The organism is Halorubrum halophilum (genome assembly GCF_000739595.1).
In the GTDB taxonomy this organism is placed as follows: domain Archaea; phylum Halobacteriota; class Halobacteria; order Halobacteriales; family Haloferacaceae; genus Halorubrum; species Halorubrum halophilum.
Window position 1 is genome coordinate 1 of the sequence record NZ_BBJP01000081.1, and the last position, 18,567, is coordinate 18,567.

The 18,567-nt window shown below is 64.6% G+C and carries 22 protein-coding genes and 1 pseudogene; 11 read left to right on the top strand and 12 right to left on the bottom strand.

Features of this window, described 5'->3' with window-relative positions; all coding sequences use genetic code 11:
• Window positions 1–18 precede the first annotated feature (18 nt).
• The gene (locus tag ACP96_RS15925) at window positions 19–618 is read right to left on the bottom strand and encodes a hypothetical protein (RefSeq protein WP_050034082.1); all 600 of its coding nucleotides are present in this window, start codon (window positions 616–618) and stop codon (window positions 19–21) included.
• A 135-nt stretch (window positions 619–753) separates the two neighbouring features.
• Here ACP96_RS15925 and ACP96_RS15930 point away from each other — a divergent pair, with 135 nt between their 5' ends.
• A complete protein-coding gene (locus tag ACP96_RS15930; RefSeq protein ID WP_050034083.1) occupies window positions 754–1,353 on the top strand; it encodes a halocyanin domain-containing protein in 600 nt (199 codons plus the stop codon).
• A 694-nt stretch (window positions 1,354–2,047) separates the two neighbouring features.
• Here ACP96_RS15930 and ACP96_RS15935 read toward each other — a convergent pair.
• A complete protein-coding gene (locus ACP96_RS15935) occupies window positions 2,048–2,566 on the bottom strand; it encodes a hypothetical protein (protein ID WP_050023215.1) in 519 nt (172 codons plus the stop codon).
• A 166-nt stretch (window positions 2,567–2,732) separates the two neighbouring features.
• Here ACP96_RS15935 and ACP96_RS15940 point away from each other — a divergent pair, with 166 nt between their 5' ends.
• Together ACP96_RS15940 and ACP96_RS15945 are read left to right on the top strand one after the other, a co-directional pair.
• Window positions 2,733–3,008 carry a cytochrome C oxidase subunit IV family protein gene (locus tag ACP96_RS15940; protein ID WP_050023101.1) on the top strand — a complete coding sequence of 92 codons (276 nt, stop codon included), beginning with the start codon at window positions 2,733–2,735 and terminating at the stop codon, window positions 3,006–3,008.
• Between the two features lie 122 nt (window positions 3,009–3,130).
• Window positions 3,131–3,880 carry a GNAT family N-acetyltransferase gene (locus ACP96_RS15945; protein ID WP_050034084.1) on the top strand — a complete coding sequence of 250 codons (750 nt, stop codon included), beginning with the start codon at window positions 3,131–3,133 and terminating at the stop codon, window positions 3,878–3,880.
• 28 nt (window positions 3,881–3,908) lie between these two features.
• On the opposite strand, the gene ACP96_RS15950 is transcribed toward ACP96_RS15945, so the two are convergent.
• Both ACP96_RS15950 and ACP96_RS15955 read right to left on the bottom strand, forming a co-directional pair.
• A complete protein-coding gene (locus tag ACP96_RS15950; RefSeq protein ID WP_050034085.1) occupies window positions 3,909–4,901 on the bottom strand; it encodes an NAD-dependent epimerase/dehydratase family protein in 993 nt (330 codons plus the stop codon).
• 52 nt (window positions 4,902–4,953) lie between these two features.
• Complete coding sequence (locus tag ACP96_RS15955; protein ID WP_050023109.1) at window positions 4,954–5,139, bottom strand: hypothetical protein; 186 nt, start codon at window positions 5,137–5,139, stop codon at window positions 4,954–4,956.
• A 79-nt stretch (window positions 5,140–5,218) separates the two neighbouring features.
• On the opposite strand from ACP96_RS15955, the gene ACP96_RS15960 reads away from it, so the two are divergent.
• The gene (locus tag ACP96_RS15960) at window positions 5,219–5,716 is read left to right on the top strand and encodes a DUF7575 domain-containing protein (protein WP_050034086.1); all 498 of its coding nucleotides are present in this window, start codon (window positions 5,219–5,221) and stop codon (window positions 5,714–5,716) included.
• Between the two features lie 43 nt (window positions 5,717–5,759).
• Here ACP96_RS15960 and ACP96_RS15965 read toward each other — a convergent pair whose 3' ends face one another.
• Both ACP96_RS15965 and coxB read right to left on the bottom strand, forming a co-directional pair.
• Window positions 5,760–8,258 carry a cbb3-type cytochrome c oxidase subunit I gene (locus ACP96_RS15965; RefSeq protein ID WP_050034087.1) on the bottom strand — a complete coding sequence of 833 codons (2,499 nt, stop codon included), beginning with the start codon at window positions 8,256–8,258 and terminating at the stop codon, window positions 5,760–5,762.
• Window positions 8,255–9,040, bottom strand: coding sequence for a cytochrome c oxidase subunit II (gene coxB, locus ACP96_RS15970; protein ID WP_050023115.1), 786 nt, complete (start codon window positions 9,038–9,040; stop codon window positions 8,255–8,257). Before coxB ends, ACP96_RS15965 begins: the two co-directional genes overlap by 4 nt.
• Window positions 9,041–9,257: 217 nt before the next feature.
• Between coxB and ACP96_RS15975 the strand changes: the two genes are divergently transcribed.
• A complete protein-coding gene (locus ACP96_RS15975; RefSeq protein ID WP_050034088.1) occupies window positions 9,258–9,710 on the top strand; it encodes a hypothetical protein in 453 nt (150 codons plus the stop codon).
• A gap of 122 nt (window positions 9,711–9,832) precedes the next feature.
• On the opposite strand, the gene ACP96_RS15980 is transcribed toward ACP96_RS15975, so the two are convergent.
• Complete coding sequence (locus ACP96_RS15980; RefSeq protein ID WP_050023120.1) at window positions 9,833–10,033, bottom strand: VNG_1110C family protein; 201 nt, start codon at window positions 10,031–10,033, stop codon at window positions 9,833–9,835.
• 198 nt (window positions 10,034–10,231) lie between these two features.
• Here ACP96_RS15980 and ACP96_RS15985 point away from each other — a divergent pair, with 198 nt between their 5' ends.
• Window positions 10,232–11,341: an OBG GTPase family GTP-binding protein gene (locus ACP96_RS15985; protein WP_050023122.1), complete on the top strand. Its 1,110-nt coding sequence runs from the start codon at window positions 10,232–10,234 to the stop codon at window positions 11,339–11,341.
• 67 nt (window positions 11,342–11,408) lie between these two features.
• Here ACP96_RS15985 and ACP96_RS18940 read toward each other — a convergent pair.
• From ACP96_RS18940 to ACP96_RS15990, 3 genes and pseudogenes are all read right to left on the bottom strand, one after another.
• Window positions 11,409–11,483 (bottom strand): annotated as a pseudogene (locus tag ACP96_RS18940) (IS6 family transposase); the annotation flags it as partial.
• Between the two features lie 65 nt (window positions 11,484–11,548).
• On the bottom strand, window positions 11,549–11,905 hold the full coding sequence (locus ACP96_RS18295; protein ID WP_080509879.1) for an ArsR/SmtB family transcription factor: 357 nt from the start codon (window positions 11,903–11,905) through the stop codon (window positions 11,549–11,551).
• Between the two features lie 19 nt (window positions 11,906–11,924).
• On the bottom strand, window positions 11,925–12,752 hold the full coding sequence (locus tag ACP96_RS15990; RefSeq protein ID WP_237561700.1) for a CPBP family intramembrane glutamic endopeptidase: 828 nt from the start codon (window positions 12,750–12,752) through the stop codon (window positions 11,925–11,927).
• A gap of 231 nt (window positions 12,753–12,983) precedes the next feature.
• Here ACP96_RS15990 and ACP96_RS15995 point away from each other — a divergent pair, with 231 nt between their 5' ends.
• From ACP96_RS15995 to ACP96_RS16020, 5 genes are all read left to right on the top strand, one after another.
• Window positions 12,984–13,325 (top strand): winged helix-turn-helix domain-containing protein, encoded by a 342-nt coding sequence (locus ACP96_RS15995; protein WP_050023124.1) that lies wholly within the window; start codon window positions 12,984–12,986, stop codon window positions 13,323–13,325.
• A 345-nt stretch (window positions 13,326–13,670) separates the two neighbouring features.
• The gene (locus tag ACP96_RS16005; RefSeq protein WP_050023216.1) at window positions 13,671–13,943 is read left to right on the top strand and encodes a DUF7521 family protein; all 273 of its coding nucleotides are present in this window, start codon (window positions 13,671–13,673) and stop codon (window positions 13,941–13,943) included.
• 743 nt (window positions 13,944–14,686) lie between these two features.
• Window positions 14,687–15,874: a redox-regulated ATPase YchF gene (locus ACP96_RS16010; protein WP_050034090.1), complete on the top strand. Its 1,188-nt coding sequence runs from the start codon at window positions 14,687–14,689 to the stop codon at window positions 15,872–15,874.
• 89 nt (window positions 15,875–15,963) lie between these two features.
• The gene (locus tag ACP96_RS16015; protein WP_050023129.1) at window positions 15,964–16,794 is read left to right on the top strand and encodes an amidohydrolase family protein; all 831 of its coding nucleotides are present in this window, start codon (window positions 15,964–15,966) and stop codon (window positions 16,792–16,794) included.
• Between the two features lie 40 nt (window positions 16,795–16,834).
• A complete protein-coding gene (locus ACP96_RS16020; RefSeq protein WP_050023130.1) occupies window positions 16,835–17,341 on the top strand; it encodes a DUF371 domain-containing protein in 507 nt (168 codons plus the stop codon).
• A gap of 38 nt (window positions 17,342–17,379) precedes the next feature.
• On the opposite strand, the gene ACP96_RS16025 is transcribed toward ACP96_RS16020, so the two are convergent.
• On the bottom strand, window positions 17,380–17,733 hold the full coding sequence (locus tag ACP96_RS16025) for a hypothetical protein (protein ID WP_050023131.1): 354 nt from the start codon (window positions 17,731–17,733) through the stop codon (window positions 17,380–17,382).
• A 140-nt stretch (window positions 17,734–17,873) separates the two neighbouring features.
• Window positions 17,874–18,476 carry an NUDIX hydrolase gene (locus ACP96_RS16030; protein WP_050023133.1) on the bottom strand — a complete coding sequence of 201 codons (603 nt, stop codon included), beginning with the start codon at window positions 18,474–18,476 and terminating at the stop codon, window positions 17,874–17,876.
• Window positions 18,477–18,567: the final 91 nt, after the last annotated feature.

Genomic DNA, 18,567 nt, shown 5'->3' on the forward strand with positions numbered 1-18,567 from the left:
TTCAGGCGGAGGAGGATGTCAACATTCGTTTCCCGGGTCGATCACGTCGTCGTCGACCCGCCGGATGCTCTCCGCCAGTCGAGAGCCGTCGGGAACGGCGTTCAGGAACGCCTCGGAGCCGAACGACGCGTTCCCGTTGACCGACACCATCCCAAGGTCCGCGGGGTCGCCGTCGAGCCCGGTGAGGAACGCGACGGTCCGAACTGCCGGCACGTCGTCGACTCGGGCCGCCGCATCGACGGAGTCGTACAACGACCGATGAGTCGCGACGTGATAGACGCAGGTCGGAGTCGGCGCGAAACAGAGGAGGTATCGCGCGCCCGGCTCGGTGCGTCCAAGCTTCGGGCGGAGCGCGTGGCTCGCGTCGGCGTGGAAGTACCGCTCCATCCGGCGGTACTGCCGGAGGATCTCGTTGGCGCCGGTCGCGCCTCGGACGGCCGCGTCGCCCTTGAGTTCGATGACGTGGTCGACGCGTTCGGGCGCGCGGAGACGGACGTACACGTCGACGACCCCGCGGCGCCCCTCCGCGTCGTACGGCTCCTCCAACCGGATCTCGGGGTCGTCGTGGACCGCGCCGTAGTGGTCGACCACGCGCGTCGCCAGCTCGTCCTCCCGCATGGATCGACCACGGGGACGCCCGCGAATAAAGCCGCCGGCGGGAGGCCGTTTCTCACACGTGTCGGCTGGCTCGGTATTCTCGGAATTCGGGGGTAGGCAACGGGTTTGTAAGGCTCGAACCCCTACTCAAAGGCGATGTCTGACAAACTGTCTAGACGGCGGTACGTCGCCGGAACCGGAGCCGCGCTGACCGTGGGAACGCTCGCCGGCTGTTCCGGCGGCGGGGACGGCGGCGACGGTTCGGACGGATCTGACGGTTCGGACGGATCTGACGGTTCGGACGGATCTGACGGTTCGGACGGATCTGACGGCTCCGACGGATCTGACGGCTCCGACGGCGGCGACTCCGGCGGATCGGCGGCCGACGACGTTCCGAGCGAGATCGACGAGTACCTCACTGACGCCCGGCAGTACGACGGAACGATCATGGACTACACCGGGCAGGACGAGGTCACCGTCGCGGTCGGCGCCGGCGACGTGGGCTTCGCCTTCGATCCGGCGGCCATCCGGATCGACTCCAGCACGACCGTCGTCTGGGAGTGGACCGGCGAGGGCGGCGGGCACAACGTCGCCTCCGCCGAGAACTCCGAGTCGGACTTCGACAACGGCGAAACCGTCAACGAGGAGGGGTACACCTTCGAGCAGTCGTTCGATAATACGGGGATCCAGCTCTACGAGTGTACGCCTCACCAAGCGAACGGGATGCTGGGCGCCATCGAAGTCGTCGAGGCGTAACTCGGCCACCGACTGCGGTTCGCTTTTTAAAAGGACGGAGCTGCGGAACCCGTAGCGGTTGGCACGGGCATCCCGACAGCAGTCGATACGGACACCCCAGCGATTGATAGCGGGAGTGGGTGTCTCAATGTGGTTGATTGGTTCTTTATAAGTGGACGAGTGGTGTTGCTGTCGACCGTTTATACGTGATCGATGACCTCGCGGTGAAGGCCTCCAAAGCCCCAGTCGCTGCGGGCGGCGCACGCTCGCTGTGCTCCTCACTCAGTCGCTCACTTCGTTCGCTCCCTCGTTGCGGTGCTTGCGTCGCCTGCGCCGCCCGCAGCGACTGCCCCTTTGAGTCCCACCCACCCCGCACCGCGACCGCACCTCTCACCTCCCCAGCCTCGTCACCGGCGCACAGCGCCGGCGACCTCGCACCGTCGGTGAGCGGCCCTATGGGCCGCTCACCGGGGCGCGCCACCGCATAGGTATTTATAGGCGATCGGTGCCGTCGATCAGGGCTGTTTAAATACTGCATTATCCCACCGATCTGCAATACCGACTCCCGCTATCGTTCAAGAGCCGCCACTCACCAACCGACTGTGTCGGGCGAAAACACACCGACAGAGAGGGTTTCAGCAGCGTCAACAGACGCCCGTCTGTCAGCGTCGTGGCGAGCCGTCTCGGTGACGGGCGGAATCCGCGAACACAACGGTTACGGGAGGAACGACCACCGCACGTCGACGATCCGGTCATCCTCGCTCGTGACTGTCGGCCGCGCGAGGTGGTCGTTGGCGTTGACCCCGGCGTCGGCCAGCCGCGAGAGCGACTCTTCTAGCGTGCGATCGGATCGTTCGACGGCCGAGTCGCGGACGTACGGCGCGTCGAGGGGGTCCGACCGGGAGTTCGAGATATCGATCGCGTCCGTGAGCTCGCCGCCGATCGCGTACGCCGGCTGATGGAACTTCCACCCATCGACGGACAAGAAGAGCCACACGTCGCCGTTGATCGCGTGATACTCGCCGGAGACGCGGGACGGGTCGTGGGCGACGACGCGGGTGAGGACGGCGGTCTTCGTCCGGTAGAGCGCGTCTTTTCGTGCCGATCGGACGTTGCTTTCGGTGAGGTCGCCGCGCTCGTACGCGGCGGTCGCCTCGTCCGCGAACTGCTTCGCGACCTTGTTGACGACGTACAGCGATTCGAGCAGATCGTCCGTCGGTTCGAGCGGGTCCACGGTGACATCGGTCGGCGGCTGCGACCGGTGTGAGGTGGGTCCGTCGCGGGCATAGGCGTTTCGGGATCCGCGATCGGTGTCGGTCGAAGCGACCGGCACAGTCGACGCGATCGCGCCCCCCGGATGGTTAATTCTTTAAGCGTACGGACGAACTCGAAGACAAGCAATGTCGGACGACTCGCTCAAACTGTACACGGCGATATACGTCGCGCTCCTGGTCGCGGCGGCGCTGAACTTCGTTCTCTTCGAGGCCGATTTCCTCAACTTCACCTACGCTCAGGCACTCGGTGGGACGATGGTGATCGCGACGGTCAAGACGCTCCTCATCGTCGCGTACTTCCAGCACCTCCGGTGGGAGAACCGCTCGCTCACCTACGTGATGGCGCTCGCGCTCGCGCTCACCATGCTGCTGATGGCCGCGGCGACGTACTCCATCTCGTAGAGCGCCTCGCGACGGTTCGCGCTTCTCTCGTCCGTCTTGTTCTCGATTCCGGTTCTTCGCCGCTCTCCACTTCGACCCGTTCCGTCTGTGTGTTTTTTGTAGCCGCACGTGGATGTGCCCGTATGGAACTCCGACCCGCAACGCTCGACGACATCGACGCGATCCGGACGGTCGCGCGCCAATCGCTGATCGCTTCCTACGGCCACGCCGTCGACGAGACGCTGCTCGCGGAGGCGATCGACGAGTGGTACGACCCCGACGAGCTCGGCGCGGACATCGGCGACGAGGACACGGTGTTCCCGGTCGCCGTCGTCGACGAGACGGTCGTCGGCTTCGCCGAGAGCTACGTCGTCGGTCGACGCGAGCGCGTCGGCGAGATCGACTGGCTCCACGTCCACCCGGACCACCGCGAGTCGGGAATCGGCTCTGAGCTCTTAGAACGGGTGGAGTCGGAGCTTCGCGAGTCCGACGTCGACCGCATCGAGGCACGCGTCCTCGTCGCCAACGAGGCGGGGACGGCCTTCTACGAGCGTGAGGGGTACGACCTCGACGGCGAGCGCTCGGTGGAGATCGGCGACGAGACGTTCGACGAGCGCGAGTACCGCAAGCAGATCGGGCGGCTGACCGGGATCTCCGAGGGAACCTACGAGACGGACGACGGCGACACCGTCCACGTCGCCTTCGACGAGAGCGATCGGGGCTCCCACGCCCCGTTTTACGTCGCGTACGTCGACGCCGACCTGTCGCAGCGGTACGGCTTCCTCTGCGGGAACTGCGAGGGGACGAACGTCGCTATCGACACGATGGACCGGATGGAGTGCCGCGACTGCGGCAACCGCCGTAAGCCGGCCCGGTGGGACGCGGCGTACTGAGTCGCGCCTCTCTCGCTCCGATCCCCGACTACAGCGTCTCTTTCACGCCGAGCACGCGCTCCTCCGCTTCTCGCCCGGGGTCCCACTCGCTCCCGTCGCGGTCGGCGTCCCGATGCTCGGCGACGGTCCGCGCCATCGCCTCGTCGACGGGCGTCGACTCCCACCCGAGGTCGGCGAGCGCGCACGTGTCGAGCAGGTGCGGGTACTCCCGGTACAACGCGAAGTCGTCCAGGTCGAGGCCGCCGGCCGCCAGCGCGTCGGCGCTCGCCGCGACGATCTCGCAGTCGACGCCGGCCGCGTCGGCGACCGTCTCCAGCGTCTCTTCGAGCGTGAGCGCCCGGCGGTCGCCCACGTTGTACGCCGTCCCCGCCTCGCCGCGCTCGGCGACGATCCGGAGCGCGCTCGCCACGTCCTCGACGTACGCCCGGTGCCAGAGGTTCTGTCCGTCGCCGGGGACGACGACGCGGTCGTAAGAAAGCACGCGGTCGATCCAGTAGTCGAGCCGCTCCGTGTAGTCGTTCGGCCCGTAGACGATACAGGGACGCACCGCCATCGCCCGGACGCCCTCCTCGGCGGCCGCAAAGACGGCGCGGTCGCCCTCGGCTTTCCGGTTCCCGTAGGTGTCCGAGCCGTCGTCGGTCGCCTGCTCGGTCGTGCACGGGCGAAGCGGCGTCTCCCCCTCGCGTTTGGGGATCTCCTCGGCCGCGTAGCTGGCCCCGGAAGAGACGTATACGTACCCGTCGACGTCGGCGAACACCTCCGTGGCCGTCTCCACGTCGGCCGGCTGGTAGGCGACGCAGTCGATCACGATGTCGGGCTCGACCGAGAGCTTCGCGCTCCGGAGATCCCGCTCGTTCTTGCGGTCACCCTCGACGTGGGTCACCCGGTCGTCGTCCGAAAAGGGGTTCTCGTGGTTTCCTCGGTTCAACAGTCCGACCTCGTACCCGTTCTCGAGCAGGTCGACAACGGTGTGTCGGCCGATGAATCGGGTGCCACCGATAACCAGCGCCGTATCGGTCATATCGGTCATCCGAGAAGCGGACTCAAAAGCGTGGCCGAACCGGAACGAACGGTCACTCCTTTGCCCGTGGCTCGTCGCCGTCAGGACTGTCGGGACTGACCTCGTCCGCGCGCGGCCCGTCACCGCGCCACCGCCGGTACAGCAGGTAGGCGACCCCGAGCCCGACGAACCAGCTTCCGACCCCGGCGATCGCGAAGCCGACTCCGATCAGGAACTCACCGGCGGGCACGCTGAACATACTCCCGCTGGGCGTCTCGGCCACATAAACGCTCCGAGGGAGGGGTAGTTACTCGGCACTGGCTCCCGTTCCCGGCGACATGAGCGACCACAACAGGAGCCGGCGACGGCCGTGGCTTGCGGCGGCGCTGGCGCTTCTGATGTCCGGGCTCGGTCACGCCTACCTCAGACGGTGGGCGCGCGCCTTCGGCTGGTACGCGGTGATCACGGCAACGCTCGTGTTTATCGTCCCCGACCCGGCCGTCGATCGGCTGGTCGCCGGCGATCCGCCGCCGATCGCCGACATCGCCCCCGTGCTCGTCGTCGTCGCCGCCAGCGTCGTTGACGCGTACGTCCTCGCGGTCCGGAACAACCGGGCGCACGAGCGGCGCTCGTCGTCAACGGAAACGGGAGGGGGCGAGCCGCGGCCGGACGCCGACGAGGAGGGGACGTGGAGTGACGACTCTACGATCGATACCCGGTCTTCCGATCCCACCGCAGATTCGGCCGCCGGCACCGTCTCGTGTCCGCACTGCGGCCGCGAGACGGACGCGAAGCTCGACTTCTGTCAGTGGTGCGCCGAAGCGGTCGACGAGTAACGGAGATCCGCGAAAAGAGCCGAATCGGGGTGCCCCCGCTACCTCAGAAGAGGTAGAACAGCGGGAAGATGAACACCCAGACGATGTCGACGAAGTGCCAGTAGAGGCCGAAGTACTCTATCGGCCGCTCGTCGTCCATGTAGTGGCCCTGATACGCCCGGACGAACAGGAAGATGGCGATCACGAGACCGATGATCACGTGGATCCCGTGAAGCCCGGTCGTCACGTAGTAGATCGACGCCTGAATCGGGTCGCCGTGCGCGTTGGCGTTGATCGTCACGCCGCGGTCGAAGATCTCGTGGTTCCACTCCCACAGCTTGATCGCGAGGAACACGAAGCCGAGCGCGATCGTCGAGCCGAGCGAGGCGAGCAGCCCCTGCCGGCTCTTGCGGTGGGCGGCCACCAGCGCGAGTATCACCGTGAACGAGGAGGTGATCAGCACGAACGTGTTGATGAGGCCGGGCAGCGACTCCGTCAGCGGCTCCCACGTCATCCAGCCGGCGTTGTACCGGACGAAGATGGCCGCGGAGAGGAACGCGCCGAAGACGATCACGTCCGACGCGAGGAAGAACCACATCCCCAGCTTCACCTTCTCGACGCCCTCGAAGGGCCACCGCTCGGCGAACTCACTGGGCGGGGCGTAGAAGTCTTCCAGCCCCCACTTCACGCCGGATCCGATCAGTCCGATCAGGCCGACGACGACAAGTATCGGGTACACCGGGTTCGACACCGTCATGGTCGTCGTCGCGATCGAGTCGCCGAGGGCGAACGACAGCGACTCGCTGAACCCGGAGAGGCCGAGCAGCATGATGCCGAGCCCGAGCGAGAGCGTGAACGGCCAGATGCTCGCGTGGCTCGGGTGCTTGTCCCAGTACGGGTACTCCGTGATGTGCTCATCGTGACTGTCGCCGCCGTCGGTCGCGGCGTTACCGTCGGCGTCGGCCTTCACGGCCGGGCCGCCGTCGGGCACGTAGTCCTTCACGAACTCCAGCTTGCCGGAGGCGTACGAGGGGCGGTTGGGCCAGTTCTCGAGCGGCGGGGGCGAGGAGATCGCCCACTCCGCGGTCCGCGAGTAGTCCCACGGATTGTCTCCGGCGGGCTCGCCAGAAACGTAGGACTTCGCGAAGTTGTAGAACATGATGAAGAAGGACAGCCCGAGAACGAACGCGCCGATCGTCCCGAACTGGTGGTAGATCTGGAACTCGGGGTTGTACTCGAACACCCGGCGGGGCGTCTCCCAGCCGAGGAACATCGAGAAGTACACCATGTTGAAGCTGATGAAGAAGATCACGAAGTGCAGCTTCCCGAGCAGCTCGTCGTACATCTTCCCGGTCACCTTCGGGAACCAGTAGTAGGCCCCGCCGAACAGCGCCGTCGCGCCGCCGAACATCACGTAGTGGAAGTGCGCGACCACCCAGTAGGTGCCGCGGAACTCGTAGTCGAGGACGATCGCGCCGAGGAACACCCCGGTGATGCCGCCGAGGATGAAGAGTAGAAGCGCCCCGAACGCGAAGAGGAACGGCGTCGTGAACTGGATCCGGCCCTTGATGAGGGTGTAGATCAGCGAGAACACGACTAGGTCGAAGGGTAACGAGATCCCGATGGTGGTCGCCATCATCAGCGTCTTGATCTCCAGGTTGATCGTCGTCAGGAACATGTGGTGCATCCACACGAGGAACGACTGAACCGAGATCAGACAGATAGCGATGATCACCCACTTCCGGCCGACGAGCCGCCGCCCAGAGAAGGTCTGGAACAGCTCAAGCATCACGCCGAGCGCCGGGAAGAAGACGATGTACACCTCGGGGTGGCCGAAGAACCAGAAGAGGTGACCCCACAGGAGGGATCCCCCCTCGGTGGCCGAGAAGTACACACTCCCGAGCACGCGGTCGGACGCGAGGATGAGCCCCACGGCGAGCAGCGCCGCGAACGCGAACAGCATCATCCACACCGTCGCGAGCATGGACCAGGTGAACATCGGCATGTCCATGATACCCATGCCCTCCGCTCGGGAGTGATGGATGGACGTGAGGAAGTTCACCGTCGAGGCAGTGACGCCGACGACGAACATGAACAGCGCGAGCACCGCCCCGGTCGATCCGATGCTCGGCGTGTACATCGGGATGTTGAGCGGGGCGTACATCGTCCACCCGGCGTCGAGGGTCCCGCCCTGGAAGAAGCTGATTCCCAGCAGGATGCCGGAGAACAGGTACATCCAGTACGACAGCGCGTTCAGGCGGGGGAACGCGAGGTCGTCGGCGCCGATCTGCAGCGGCACGAAGTAGTTCGCGAAGCCGAATCCGAACGGCGAGAGGAACCAGAACACCATGATCAGCCCGTGCGCGGTGACGGCCTCGTTGTAGGCCAGCCCAGAGAGGATCTGGCTCGTCGGGTCCCACAGCTGCATGCGGATCAGCAGCGCGAGCACCCCGCCGAACAGCAGGAAGAACAGTGCGGTGATCGTGTACAGAATGCCGATGTCCTTGTGGTTCGTGGTGACGAACCAGCGCTTGACCGAGGTCGTCGGCGGAAGCTCGCTCATGCGCTCGCACCCCCGATGGCGGCGTCAATGCTCGCGGCGCCGTCGACGCCCGCGCCGCCCTCGACGTTCGAGGAGTTACCGCTGGTTCCCTCGTACCACGTCTCCCACTCGTCTTGCGGGACGACGGTGATCTGTCCCTCCATCGCGGAGTGTCCGGGGCCGCAGAGCTCGAAGCACTCGACCATGTACGTGGCTTCACCGCCCTGCGCTTGGACCTCTTCGGAACTTACGGAGAACCAGTTGGTGTTGGTGTCCCCGGGAATGGCATCGGATTTTATCCGTAACTCCGACGAGCCGAAGTTGTGCCACACGTCCCGAGAGGTCACCGCGATATCGATCCGCGTGTCGGCGGGCACGATCATCTCACCGGTTTCGGTGTGCCCGTTCGGGTACTCGTACTCCCAGCCGTACTGGTAACCTTCGACCATGATCTCAATGTTGTCCCCGTTGGCGTCCGGGCCGTCCTCGACGTAGAGGAGGATGCCGTACGCGTACACGACGAGGCTGATGACGACGATCGCGCTCAACCCGAACGACAGGAAGAGCTTCTTTGCTTTCGGACCGCCCTGTCCCGTCGGGAGCTCGCCGACCTCTGGCGCGTCGAACTTCTCGTCCGACCGGTTCCCGTCGTCGCGGTACTTGTACACGTTCCACAGCGTGTACGCGACGACGATGGTTCCGACGAGAGTCCCTAACGCGAGGAAGACGAAGAAGATCTCGTCGAAGACCTCCGCCTGCGCGCGCCAGCCGCTCCCCTGTTGCAGGATAAGTGAGTCTATCATGTTCGTCTCTTTGCTCTTGTACTTCCCTTAGCGAAGGCGCACTTATCTCTTGTGTAGCCGACCGAGATGTGACGCGCTGACCGGACCGAATGAGGTCGTTTTCGAGGGGAGGGGCTCACTCCTCATGGCGAGCCACGGCGGAACGGTGCGTGTCGCTCGGCGGAACATACGAAGGCTATTTGTACGCGGGAACGGACCGGCTAACAACGAACTCACCATGGTCTCACTCACGCTCTTGAGCACGGCACTGATGGGGCTGCTCGTCGTGGCCACCTTCGTCGCCGTCGCACAGATCGGCGGGCAACGCACTGCTCCGGGCGCCGGATCGGTCAGCAGGTACGACGCGATCGTCGCGACGCTCGGCGACATCGTCCGGAAGCCGGTAACGTGGGCCGTCACGTTCGTCGCCATCGCGGTCGGCATCGGCGCGATCGCGCTCCTCGCCGTCGGCAACTTCGGACTGTCCGAGGCGCTCTCCGGGAGCCTCCTCACCGTCGTGTACGCGATTGTCGGGCTTCTGTTGACCGGATTCGTCTTCCTCGGCGCCTACTTCGGCGCTCGCGGCCGCGGTCTCGGCAACGCCCACGGCGTCGCTGCCGGGTCGTTCGCGTCGGGACTCGTGTTCCTCGTGCTCATCGCGGCCGAGCTGCTCATCGGCATCGTCGGGTAGTTCCGCCGGACACGATCGCTTCGCGCCGCCCGGTGAATCGCACCGATCGGGGACAACGAGCTTCGGTATGACTCGCTGTCTCGGCGGGACAGATTCTGTGTCGGACTCTCGTTGCCGACCGATCAGGCGACGGCGACGCCGTTTCGGGCGAGAAAATCGCTCGCGGCCTTGATCTCGACGGGGCTTCCGATTATCCGGTACTCGTCGTCTCTCTCGACCACCGTCACGGTGAACCGCTCGCAGACGCCATCTCGCAGCCCGTCGAGCGCGCAGCGGGGGAGGACGATCTGCGTGCTGTCACGGAGGATCGCCGGATCGGGCATTCGACGTGTCGTCCGTCGTGATACGCCGACATAATCGTGTCGAAAGATTGCCGAATCGAGTCCGATCTGTCGGCGACGCGTTCCGTTGCCCGCCGAGCCGCGGGCGAGTTCGCCGGAGATCGGGGTATTGAGAGATGGTGACGCGGCCGCGAGGCGGAAGGAACACCTTTAACGAGACGAACGGCCGACTGTACGCCAATGGGACTGGAGGACGAGATCGAAGACCTCCGCGAAGAGATCGCCGAGACGCCCTACAACAAGTCCACGGAGGCTCACATCGGGCGGCTGAAGGCGAAGCTCGCGGAGAAAAAAGAGAAACTGGAGAACCAGTCCTCCGCCGGCGGCGGCCACGGGTACGCCGTCGAGAAACACGGCGACGCCACGGTCGCGCTCGTCGGATTCCCGAGCGTGGGGAAGTCCACCCTGATCAACGCCCTCACCAACGCCGACAGCGAGGTCGGATCCTACGAGTTCACGACGCTCGACGTCAACCCGGGGATGCTGAAGTACCGCGGCGCGAACATCCAGATCCTCGACGTGCCGGGCCTGATCGAGGGCGCCGCGGGCGGCCGCGGCGGTGGGAAGGAGGTCCTCTCGGTCGTCCGGACCGCGGACCTCGTCGTGTTCATGCTCTCCGTCTTCGAGATCGAGCAGTACGACCGCCTGCGCGAGGAGCTGTACGCGACCAACATCCGCCTCGACACGGAGCCGCCGAACATCAACATCCGGAAGACGCACAAAGACGGGCTCGGCGTGACGATGAGCGACGAGGTGAGCCTCGGCGAGGAGACGGTCAAGCAGGTCCTCCGCGAGTACGGCTACGTCAACGCGAAGGTGACGATCCCCCACGACCTCACGATCGACGAGCTCGTCGACGCCGTGATGGACAACCGCGAGTACCTCCCCTCGATGGTCACCGTGAACAAGGCCGATCTCATCGACAAGAGCTACCTCCCGACCGTCAAGGAGGAGCTGCGCGAGCGCGACCTCGACCCCGACGACGTGCTGTTCATCTCCGCCGAGAAGGAACTCGGACTCGACGGGCTCAAGGAGCGCCTCTGGGAGGAGCTGGGCGTTATTCGTATTTATATGGATAAGCCGGGTCGCGGCGTCGACTACGAGGAGCCGCTGATCCTCTTCGAGGGCGACACCGTCGGCGACGCCTGCACGAAGATCGGCGGCGAGTTCGAGGAGCGGTTCAAGTTCGCGCGGGTGTCGGGCTCGAGCGCCAAACACGACGATCAGCAGGTCGGGAAAGGGCACGAACTCGCCGACGAGGACGTGCTTCGGATCGTCGCTCGGAAATGAATCTGTGAGCTGGTCGAGACGAGAGAGCGGTTGTGACCGCCTCCAATGCGTTCTGGAGTGATAGTGTTCAGATAAGCTGATTCCATGCGAAAGCGAACGATCTCAACCACTCGTCAGCAGTTTCTGTTTCGGCGTTGCTGAAGTAGATTTCTCACCCAGTTCCCCATGACTGAAGTCGTAGGCTTCTGCCCTCGGAAGCAATGTGACTCACCGCTGTGTTTCTGGGATAGAGCCTCCAAACTGAACAACTAGTTGTTCCGCAGAGAGTGCGTAGACCGTCATCTCGGTTCCTTTTCTAGAGTACCACGTATCGACGGCTTCGACGATGTTAGCTTCGCAGAGGCAATCAAGGTGATACTTAGCGTTCTGGGTAGACGTGCCGATAGCCTCGGCGATGTCTGAAGTTGTCGCTGGTTCGTCGTCAAGCGTCGCCAGTATCTGCTGTGCAGTGTCCGATGAGACCGTCTGGAGTACGTTACTTGACTGCTCGCCGTTAACGAGGATATTGATTTGTTCGCGTGGTGCGTGATCGATAGGAGTACGGTAGGGGAATGCTGTTGGCATATCTGTGAATTAACGTGAGTCACCGCCCAGTGTAGCTGGTTACGCGGTCATTGAGTTCGAGCGACTCGTCACGTCTGTAAATATATACGACCAGTACCAGACCACCGAGGATGGCGAAGCCGACGAAGACGAGTCCCTCTTCTCCAATCCAGCGCGGAGGGCCGACAATGTCAACGGCGAGGAGTTCCGGCGTCTGCTGTGAATGTCCCAGTCCGAATATCGCACTTTGTGTGAAATTATAGAACACGTGAAAGCCGATGCTCAGCGCGAGTTCGCCAGTTAGCACGTATACGCCACTCAGTACTAGTCCAGCGATCAGATAGTACCCATAGTGGCTAAAATTCGTTATTTTTCCGCCGTGTAGAAACGCAAATACGAGGGTGCTGAGAGTCACTGCGAGGCCGACGGCCATCCGCTGGGGAACGAATCCATTCGATCCCTCGGCAAGGTTCTGTAACATCGCACCACGCAGAATGAATTCTTCCCACGTGGCTGCGAGAGCGATATACGCGAACACGATCCCCATCGCAGGTACGAACGGCAGATCTCCGGAACCGCGCATCACGCCAACAAATGTAGCCCAACCAGCACCGAGGGATACTATGAGTGCCCCACCGTTGATCGCGGTGGCGACGAGTCCACCAACAACGAATGAGTGCCACCATTCTCGGTCGAACGAAAGCCCGAATCCACTCACTGGGCGTCGATCAATAACTCGTGCACCGAAGAGAATTGCACCGATGAGAATGACGCCAATGCCAGTCAGTTCAAGGAGTTCTCGAACGGGATGCTCGAACCTGGCTCGGATTACAGTCTGAAGGATTGCGAGGAGGATGAAGGTCAGCACCGTCGGCAGTAACGCACGAAGCGGAGCACGCAGTCGGCGTTGCTCAGCGTTCCAAATCGGCCAGAAGAGTTGAGAAACCCTCTGACGGAAGGCGGTCGGTAGGATACGGTCAATCGTCGATCGTAGCGACATACACGACACAAAGGGAGGGGTACAAGTAGCATCCTAGGCACGGCTTCCGACCCAGAAGCTGTGGCGGGTTTTTTACTATTACCGGGGTCTGGCATACACATGGCCGAGGACGAGGATACTGTCTTGGCGGTACTCGATGACGAGTACGCCCGAGCGATCCTCGCTCACCTCACAATAGAACCGATGTCAGTCGATGAACTTTGTACGGCCTGTGAGATGTCCGATGCGACGGCATACCGCCGCCTCGGTCAATTACAGGACGCAGACCTCGTGACTGAACAACAGGAATTTGATCCCGACGGCCACCACTATAAGCGGTATGTAGCCACGGTTGAAACCGTTACTGTCACATTCGCTGATGGGGGGTATGAAGTAGCAGTGACGCACTCGACAACCGACCCTGCCGACCGCTTCACAGATCTGTTCGAGGGGTTGTCCTGAGATGCTTCTCTTACAGTTGGATGCGACTGGAACTGCTCCGTTGATCGCACTCGGCGTGCTCGTTCTTTCTGTGATATCAGTAGCGCTGTCGCTGACCATTGCGATAGTTCTGGTTCGTGGTTACCGTCGAGGACCGTCTCATCGCGGGATGCTTTGGCTCGCAGTCGGTCTCATCTTCCTGATTACGGTTCCCGAGTTGCTTCGTGTCGGGTTACCGACGGCGACCGACATCGGGGCTGTCGGCCGGTCGATACTCGTCAGTGGCTGTGAGCTATTCGGGTTGGGAACGATCCTGTGGATCGTGTACGGAGGTGGGATACGGTGATAGCAAAGAGTCTGCTGGTGATGGAACTGCTCAGTGTGGTGTCGGTAGCTCGTGGCGTCACTGCCGTCGTGGGACTGTTTGTCGCTACGCTAGCTTACCGAGGGTACCGACGAAATGGTTCTGCGAAGATGCGGGCGCTTGCAGTCGGTATCGGTCTGCTGACGGTAGGAGTATACGTGGCCGTCATGCTCGCCGATATGGTTGGAGCAGGGAACGGCGTCGTCTTACTCGTCCGAGGTCTCGTGACAGTTATCAGCCTCTGTGTCGTCCTATACGCGATTACCGTGGCATAGCCGCTTCTATTGAGAAGGTGGTATAACGATTCATCGACAACGTGAACTTCAGACTTTGTTAAGATCTGGCTCTGTTGAAATTCTCTTCTTCAGACAGATTATCGACTGAAACGTCCGATCCTTGAAGAGTGTTCTTGATCGGTTGCAGGAGCAGACGCGTCGGATCGCTGGATGATTGTTTATAAGGAATTCGCGACTTCCCGGTGAAGACCTCCAAAGCCCCAGCCGCTCGCTTATAAATGGTTGACTGTTGCTCGGCTGAGAACACCACCAGAGCCCCAGCCGCGAGGACGGCGCACACTCGTTGCGCTCCTCGTCACTCGCGTTGCTCGTTCCTGCGGTGCTTCCGTCGTCTGCGCCGTCCTCGCGACTGCCCCTTTGAGTCCCGTCCCGCACCGCACAGCACCATCGGAAGACGGTCCTGCTCGCTCACTCCGTTCGCTGCGCAGGCTGCGACTTCCGTGCACCCGCTCGCTCCCTGCGGTCGCTCTCGGGACCGCAGCCTCACGCCTCCCCAGCTTCGTCAGTCGCCTCCGCTTCGCTCCGGCGACTGACTCCAGCGAGAATCGAAGATTCTCTGGCAGCCGGCGCGTAGCGCCGGCGACCTCGCACGCGCTCCTCGCGACCGCCGAGGGCGGCCGCTCGGAGGCGCGCGCCACCGCATCGTCTGACTCCATTTATACCACCTCCATGTCCCCGTGGCCGACCGAAAGGCGCTTTTCGCGGGGCCACGACCGTCGGGTATGCTCACGGTCGCGCTCGCGGGCAAGCCGAACGCCGGCAAGTCCACCTTCTACACCGCCGCCACGATGGCCGACGTCGACGTCGCGAACTACCCGTTCACGACGGTCGACCCGAACCGCGGAGTGACCTACGTCCGGACCCGCTGCCCGTGTCTCGACCGCGAGGAGCGCTGCGGCAACGAGAACTGCCGCGACGGGAAGCGGTACGTCCCCATTGAGTTGCTCGACGTGGCCGGGCTGGTTCCCGGCGCTCACGAGGGGAAGGGCCTCGGCAACCAGTTCCTCGACGAGCTGACGAACGCGGACGTGGTGTTGAACGTCGTCGACGCATCGGGCGCGACGAACGCGGAAGGCGAGCCCGTGGAGGTTGGCGCGCACGACCCCCTCGACGACGTGGACTTCATCGAAGAGGAGATGGACCTGTGGCTCGCCGGGATCGTCGACCGCAACTGGGAGGGCGTCGAGCGACAGTCGCGCTCGCCCGACTTCGACCTGGAGGCGGCGGTCACCGACCTCTTGACCGGGTTCGGCGCGACCGAACACGACGTGACGGCGGTCCTCCGCGATCTGGTGTACCCCGACGATCCGAAGACGTGGACCGACGACGACCGCGAGGCGCTGGCGCGGGCGATCCGGCGTCGGACCAAGCCGATCGTCGTCGTCGCCAACAAGGTCGACGCCGCGCCCGAGGGCGCGATCGACCGCCTCCGCGAGGGGACGGACAAGCCCGTGGTCCCGGCCACGGCGGACGGGGAGCTCGCCCTGCGCCGCGCCGCGGAGGCCGGCGTCGTCGACTACGACCCGGGCGACGAGGGGTTCGACGTGATCGGCGACGTCTCGGAGGGACAGCGCGACGGGCTGGAGGCGATCCGCGACGCGATGACCGAACACGGCGGCATGGGGGTTCAGACCGCGCTGAACGCGGCGGTCTACGACCTGCTCGACCGGATCACCGTCTACCCCGTGCAGGACGCTTCGAAGTGGACGGACGGGACCGGCAATGTCCTCCCGGACGCGTTCCTCCTCCAATCGGGATCGACTCCGCCGGACATGGCGTACGCGGTCCACACCGACATCGGCGAGGGGTACCTCCACGCGGTCGACGCGCGCTCCTCGCGCCGGATCGGCGAGGGTCACGAACTCTCGGAGGGCGACGTGGTGAAGATCGTCTCGACCGCGGGGCCGTGAGGGACCGGACGGAGTCAGTGAGAGGCGGTAGAGGGAGAGTGAGCATGAGACCGACAGGCACATCCGGATCGCCCGAGAGGGGCCGGTAGATGCTCGGGCTCGAACACGACTTCCGGATCGTCGACACCCGCGCCACGCTCGACCCCGACGAGTCGTCGGTCGCGACCCACGGGCGCGACATCTCCCCCGAGCTGCTGGAACGCGAGATGCTCCAGGCGGGCGTCGTCCGCGCGGTCGCGAGCCCCGGCCGGCGCGCGACTGGACAGAGCTACCTCCGCGCGAACAACGCGGTCGCGCGGCTCTCGATCGACCGCCCGTTCGTCGCTTTCGCGCGACTCAACGGACCTCGCGATCCGGGGAGCGGCCCCGTCTCCGCGGTCAAGAACCTCCGGGCCGAGCGCGACGACCACCACGCCCGCCCCGACGACGTCGAGCAGTACTCCTACGACGACCGGTTCCACGGGTTCACCCTCGTCCCGCACGCCGACGGGCTCCCGAACGAGGACGTGCTCACCCGGCTGGAGGACGCCGACCTCCCCGTGATCGTCCACGCCGGCAGGGAGTTTCCGCCGGAGGCGGTCGAGCGCGAGCTGCTCGAGTACGACATGCCGGTCGTGCTCGCCAGCTTCGGCGGCTACCCCCTCGACGCCGACCTGATGAACGAGACGCTCGACCTGTTGGAGGTGTACGACCGGCTGTACGTCGAGACGAGCGCCGTGCGGTACCGCGAGGTGCTCGAACGCGGCGTCTTGGAGCACCCCGACCGCGTCCTCTTCGGCTCCGGCGCGCCCGATGTGCACCCGAACGTCGGCGTGATGGAGGTGCTTACGCTCGACGTCTCCGAGGACCTGATGCGGCGCGTGTTCGCGAAGAATCCCGCCCGGCTGATCCCCGCGCTCGCCGAGGGTGCCGACGTCTGAAGCGACGAGCACTTGTTGCGGGGCCGCGGACCCGACGAGCATGAGCGACGCCGAGAGCGACGGAGACGCGCGGACCGCGGACGCCCTCATCGAGGTCGTCCGCGCGGTCGGCCACGAGCACGTCACCGCCGAGCACGCGAGCACCGTCGAGCTCACGACCGACGACTGGCTCACCCCCGCGGGCGACTGCATCGTCGGCGTCGAGGCCGACCGCGCGCCCCGCGACTTTTCGGCCGCGTTCCGCGAGGCGTGTCAGAACGCGGACGCGACGATCACGGCGCGGTTCGCGGTCGGCGAGCCGGGCGCAGACGCGGTCGACACCGAGGACCCCGCCCACGTCGACGAGATCGTCGGCCGCGGGGACGCCGACCTCGCGCTCCTCGACGACCGGTCGTTGGTCGGCCGGACCAGCGACTACACCGACGACGAGCGCACGATCTTCGTCGACGGCGACGGGGCCGCCGCGGACCTCGACCGCGACCTCGTGGCCGCGCTCGCGGAGGGCGCACCCCTGACGCTGCGGTTGGAAGTCGATTCCGGGGAGTGAAAAGAGGGGAGAGGCAGGGACGAACGCGTCGAGTCCGCTCAGACGCGCTCGCTCGTGGCGGCTTCGATGAGGTCGATGACGGGGAACGGCTCGCGACGGTCGAACGACGCGAAGACGGCCTCGTAGCGCGCGGAAGGAAGAATGAGCACGACGACGTTCTCGAAGAACAGCGTCTGCGCCTGAAACTCCTCCTCGATGAGGTCTTTGAAGTCGTCGCCGGTGACCTGATTCGCCATGAGCAGCTGATACGCCTCTTCGAGGTCCTGATCGGAATACACCGATTCGAGGTCTTCTCGGACGTATTCGACCGTGAAATCGAGGGCATCCAGGTGGGCGATCACCCGGGCGTCGGCCCCGTCGACGCCGCGGAGCGTATCGACGATCTGAGACATATCAGTAAATTTCACCGATATGTTGTAAATGTGCTCATCTGGAGCCATACCGGCCGATTCGACGGGATTCACAGAATTTCGACCGAACGCGGGCGCCCGATCGGTGGACTCCCACTGGGACCGTCGCTCCGCGGCCGACCTCAGATCGGAAGCTCCGCGTCCGCCCCGACAACCCGATCGACCTCCTCGGGCGCGCGCCAGTCGGTCGTCCGCTCCAGCAGCTGCACGACCATCCGGCCGGTCGCGCCCCAGACGGTGTAGCCGTCGACGTGGAAGAAGTGAATGCGGTGGTCGCCGTACTCCGGGTGGCCGATGCGACGCTCCGTCTCGTAGTTCGCGGGGTCGCTTAGCCCGCTGACGGGGAGCACGGCGACCTCCGCGACCTCCGACTCGTCGGGAATGTACTCGCGGTCGGGCGCGACGCCGACGAACGGTCGGATCCGATACGCGGAGGAGGTCCGGGTGTCGTCGAGCCGGCCGACCACGTCCACCTCGTCGGAGCGCATCCCGACCTCCTCGTCTGCCTCGCGGAGCGCGGTATCGGTGAGGGTCCGATCGATCGGCTCGCGGCCCCCGCCGGGGAAGCTCATCTGGCCGGGGTGTCTCCCGAGGTGGGCCGCGCGCTTGGTGAACAGCAGGTGGGCCTCGCCGCCGCGCTCGATGACGGGCGCCAGCACGGCGGCCTCGCGGCGCGCCCGGGTCACCTCTTTGGGTGTGTGCCGACGCAGCCCCGTCAGGTCCATATCGGCCGTAGGCGCCCGGACGGGGTTAACGTTTCTCCGGGTTCCGGCGATCTGAAACGAGCGCGGCTTCGGACGTTTTAAGCCCGCGACC

Bases quoted from the DNA above. Each gene is read 5' to 3' on its own strand.
- ACP96_RS15960 (WP_050034086.1), top strand. From the start codon at position 5,219: ATGAGCGACCACAACAGGAGCCGGCGACGGCCGTGGCTTGCGGCGGCG.
- ACP96_RS16030 (WP_050023133.1), bottom strand. From the start codon at position 18,476: ATGGACCTGACGGGGCTGCGTCGGCACACACCCAAAGAGGTGACCCGG.
- coxB (WP_050023115.1), bottom strand. From the start codon at position 9,040: ATGATAGACTCACTTATCCTGCAACAGGGGAGCGGCTGGCGCGCGCAG.
- ACP96_RS15950 (WP_050034085.1), bottom strand. From the start codon at position 4,901: ATGACCGATACGGCGCTGGTTATCGGTGGCACCCGATTCATCGGCCGA.
- ACP96_RS16025 (WP_050023131.1), bottom strand. From the start codon at position 17,733: ATGTCTCAGATCGTCGATACGCTCCGCGGCGTCGACGGGGCCGACGCC.
- ACP96_RS15945 (WP_050034084.1), top strand. From the start codon at position 3,131: ATGGAACTCCGACCCGCAACGCTCGACGACATCGACGCGATCCGGACG.
- ACP96_RS16010 (WP_050034090.1), top strand. From the start codon at position 14,687: ATGCTCACGGTCGCGCTCGCGGGCAAGCCGAACGCCGGCAAGTCCACC.
- ACP96_RS16005 (WP_050023216.1), top strand. From the start codon at position 13,671: ATGGAACTGCTCAGTGTGGTGTCGGTAGCTCGTGGCGTCACTGCCGTC.
- ACP96_RS16020 (WP_050023130.1), top strand. From the start codon at position 16,835: ATGAGCGACGCCGAGAGCGACGGAGACGCGCGGACCGCGGACGCCCTC.
- ACP96_RS15940 (WP_050023101.1), top strand. From the start codon at position 2,733: ATGTCGGACGACTCGCTCAAACTGTACACGGCGATATACGTCGCGCTC.
- ACP96_RS15930 (WP_050034083.1), top strand. From the start codon at position 754: ATGTCTGACAAACTGTCTAGACGGCGGTACGTCGCCGGAACCGGAGCC.
- ACP96_RS15995 (WP_050023124.1), top strand. From the start codon at position 12,984: ATGGCCGAGGACGAGGATACTGTCTTGGCGGTACTCGATGACGAGTAC.
- ACP96_RS15980 (WP_050023120.1), bottom strand. From the start codon at position 10,033: ATGCCCGATCCGGCGATCCTCCGTGACAGCACGCAGATCGTCCTCCCC.
- ACP96_RS16015 (WP_050023129.1), top strand. From the start codon at position 15,964: ATGCTCGGGCTCGAACACGACTTCCGGATCGTCGACACCCGCGCCACG.
- ACP96_RS15925 (WP_050034082.1), bottom strand. From the start codon at position 618: ATGCGGGAGGACGAGCTGGCGACGCGCGTGGTCGACCACTACGGCGCG.
- ACP96_RS15975 (WP_050034088.1), top strand. From the start codon at position 9,258: ATGGTCTCACTCACGCTCTTGAGCACGGCACTGATGGGGCTGCTCGTC.
- ACP96_RS15965 (WP_050034087.1), bottom strand. From the start codon at position 8,258: ATGAGCGAGCTTCCGCCGACGACCTCGGTCAAGCGCTGGTTCGTCACC.
- ACP96_RS15955 (WP_050023109.1), bottom strand. From the start codon at position 5,139: ATGTTCAGCGTGCCCGCCGGTGAGTTCCTGATCGGAGTCGGCTTCGCG.
- ACP96_RS15985 (WP_050023122.1), top strand. From the start codon at position 10,232: ATGGGACTGGAGGACGAGATCGAAGACCTCCGCGAAGAGATCGCCGAG.
- ACP96_RS18295 (WP_080509879.1), bottom strand. From the start codon at position 11,905: ATGCCAACAGCATTCCCCTACCGTACTCCTATCGATCACGCACCACGC.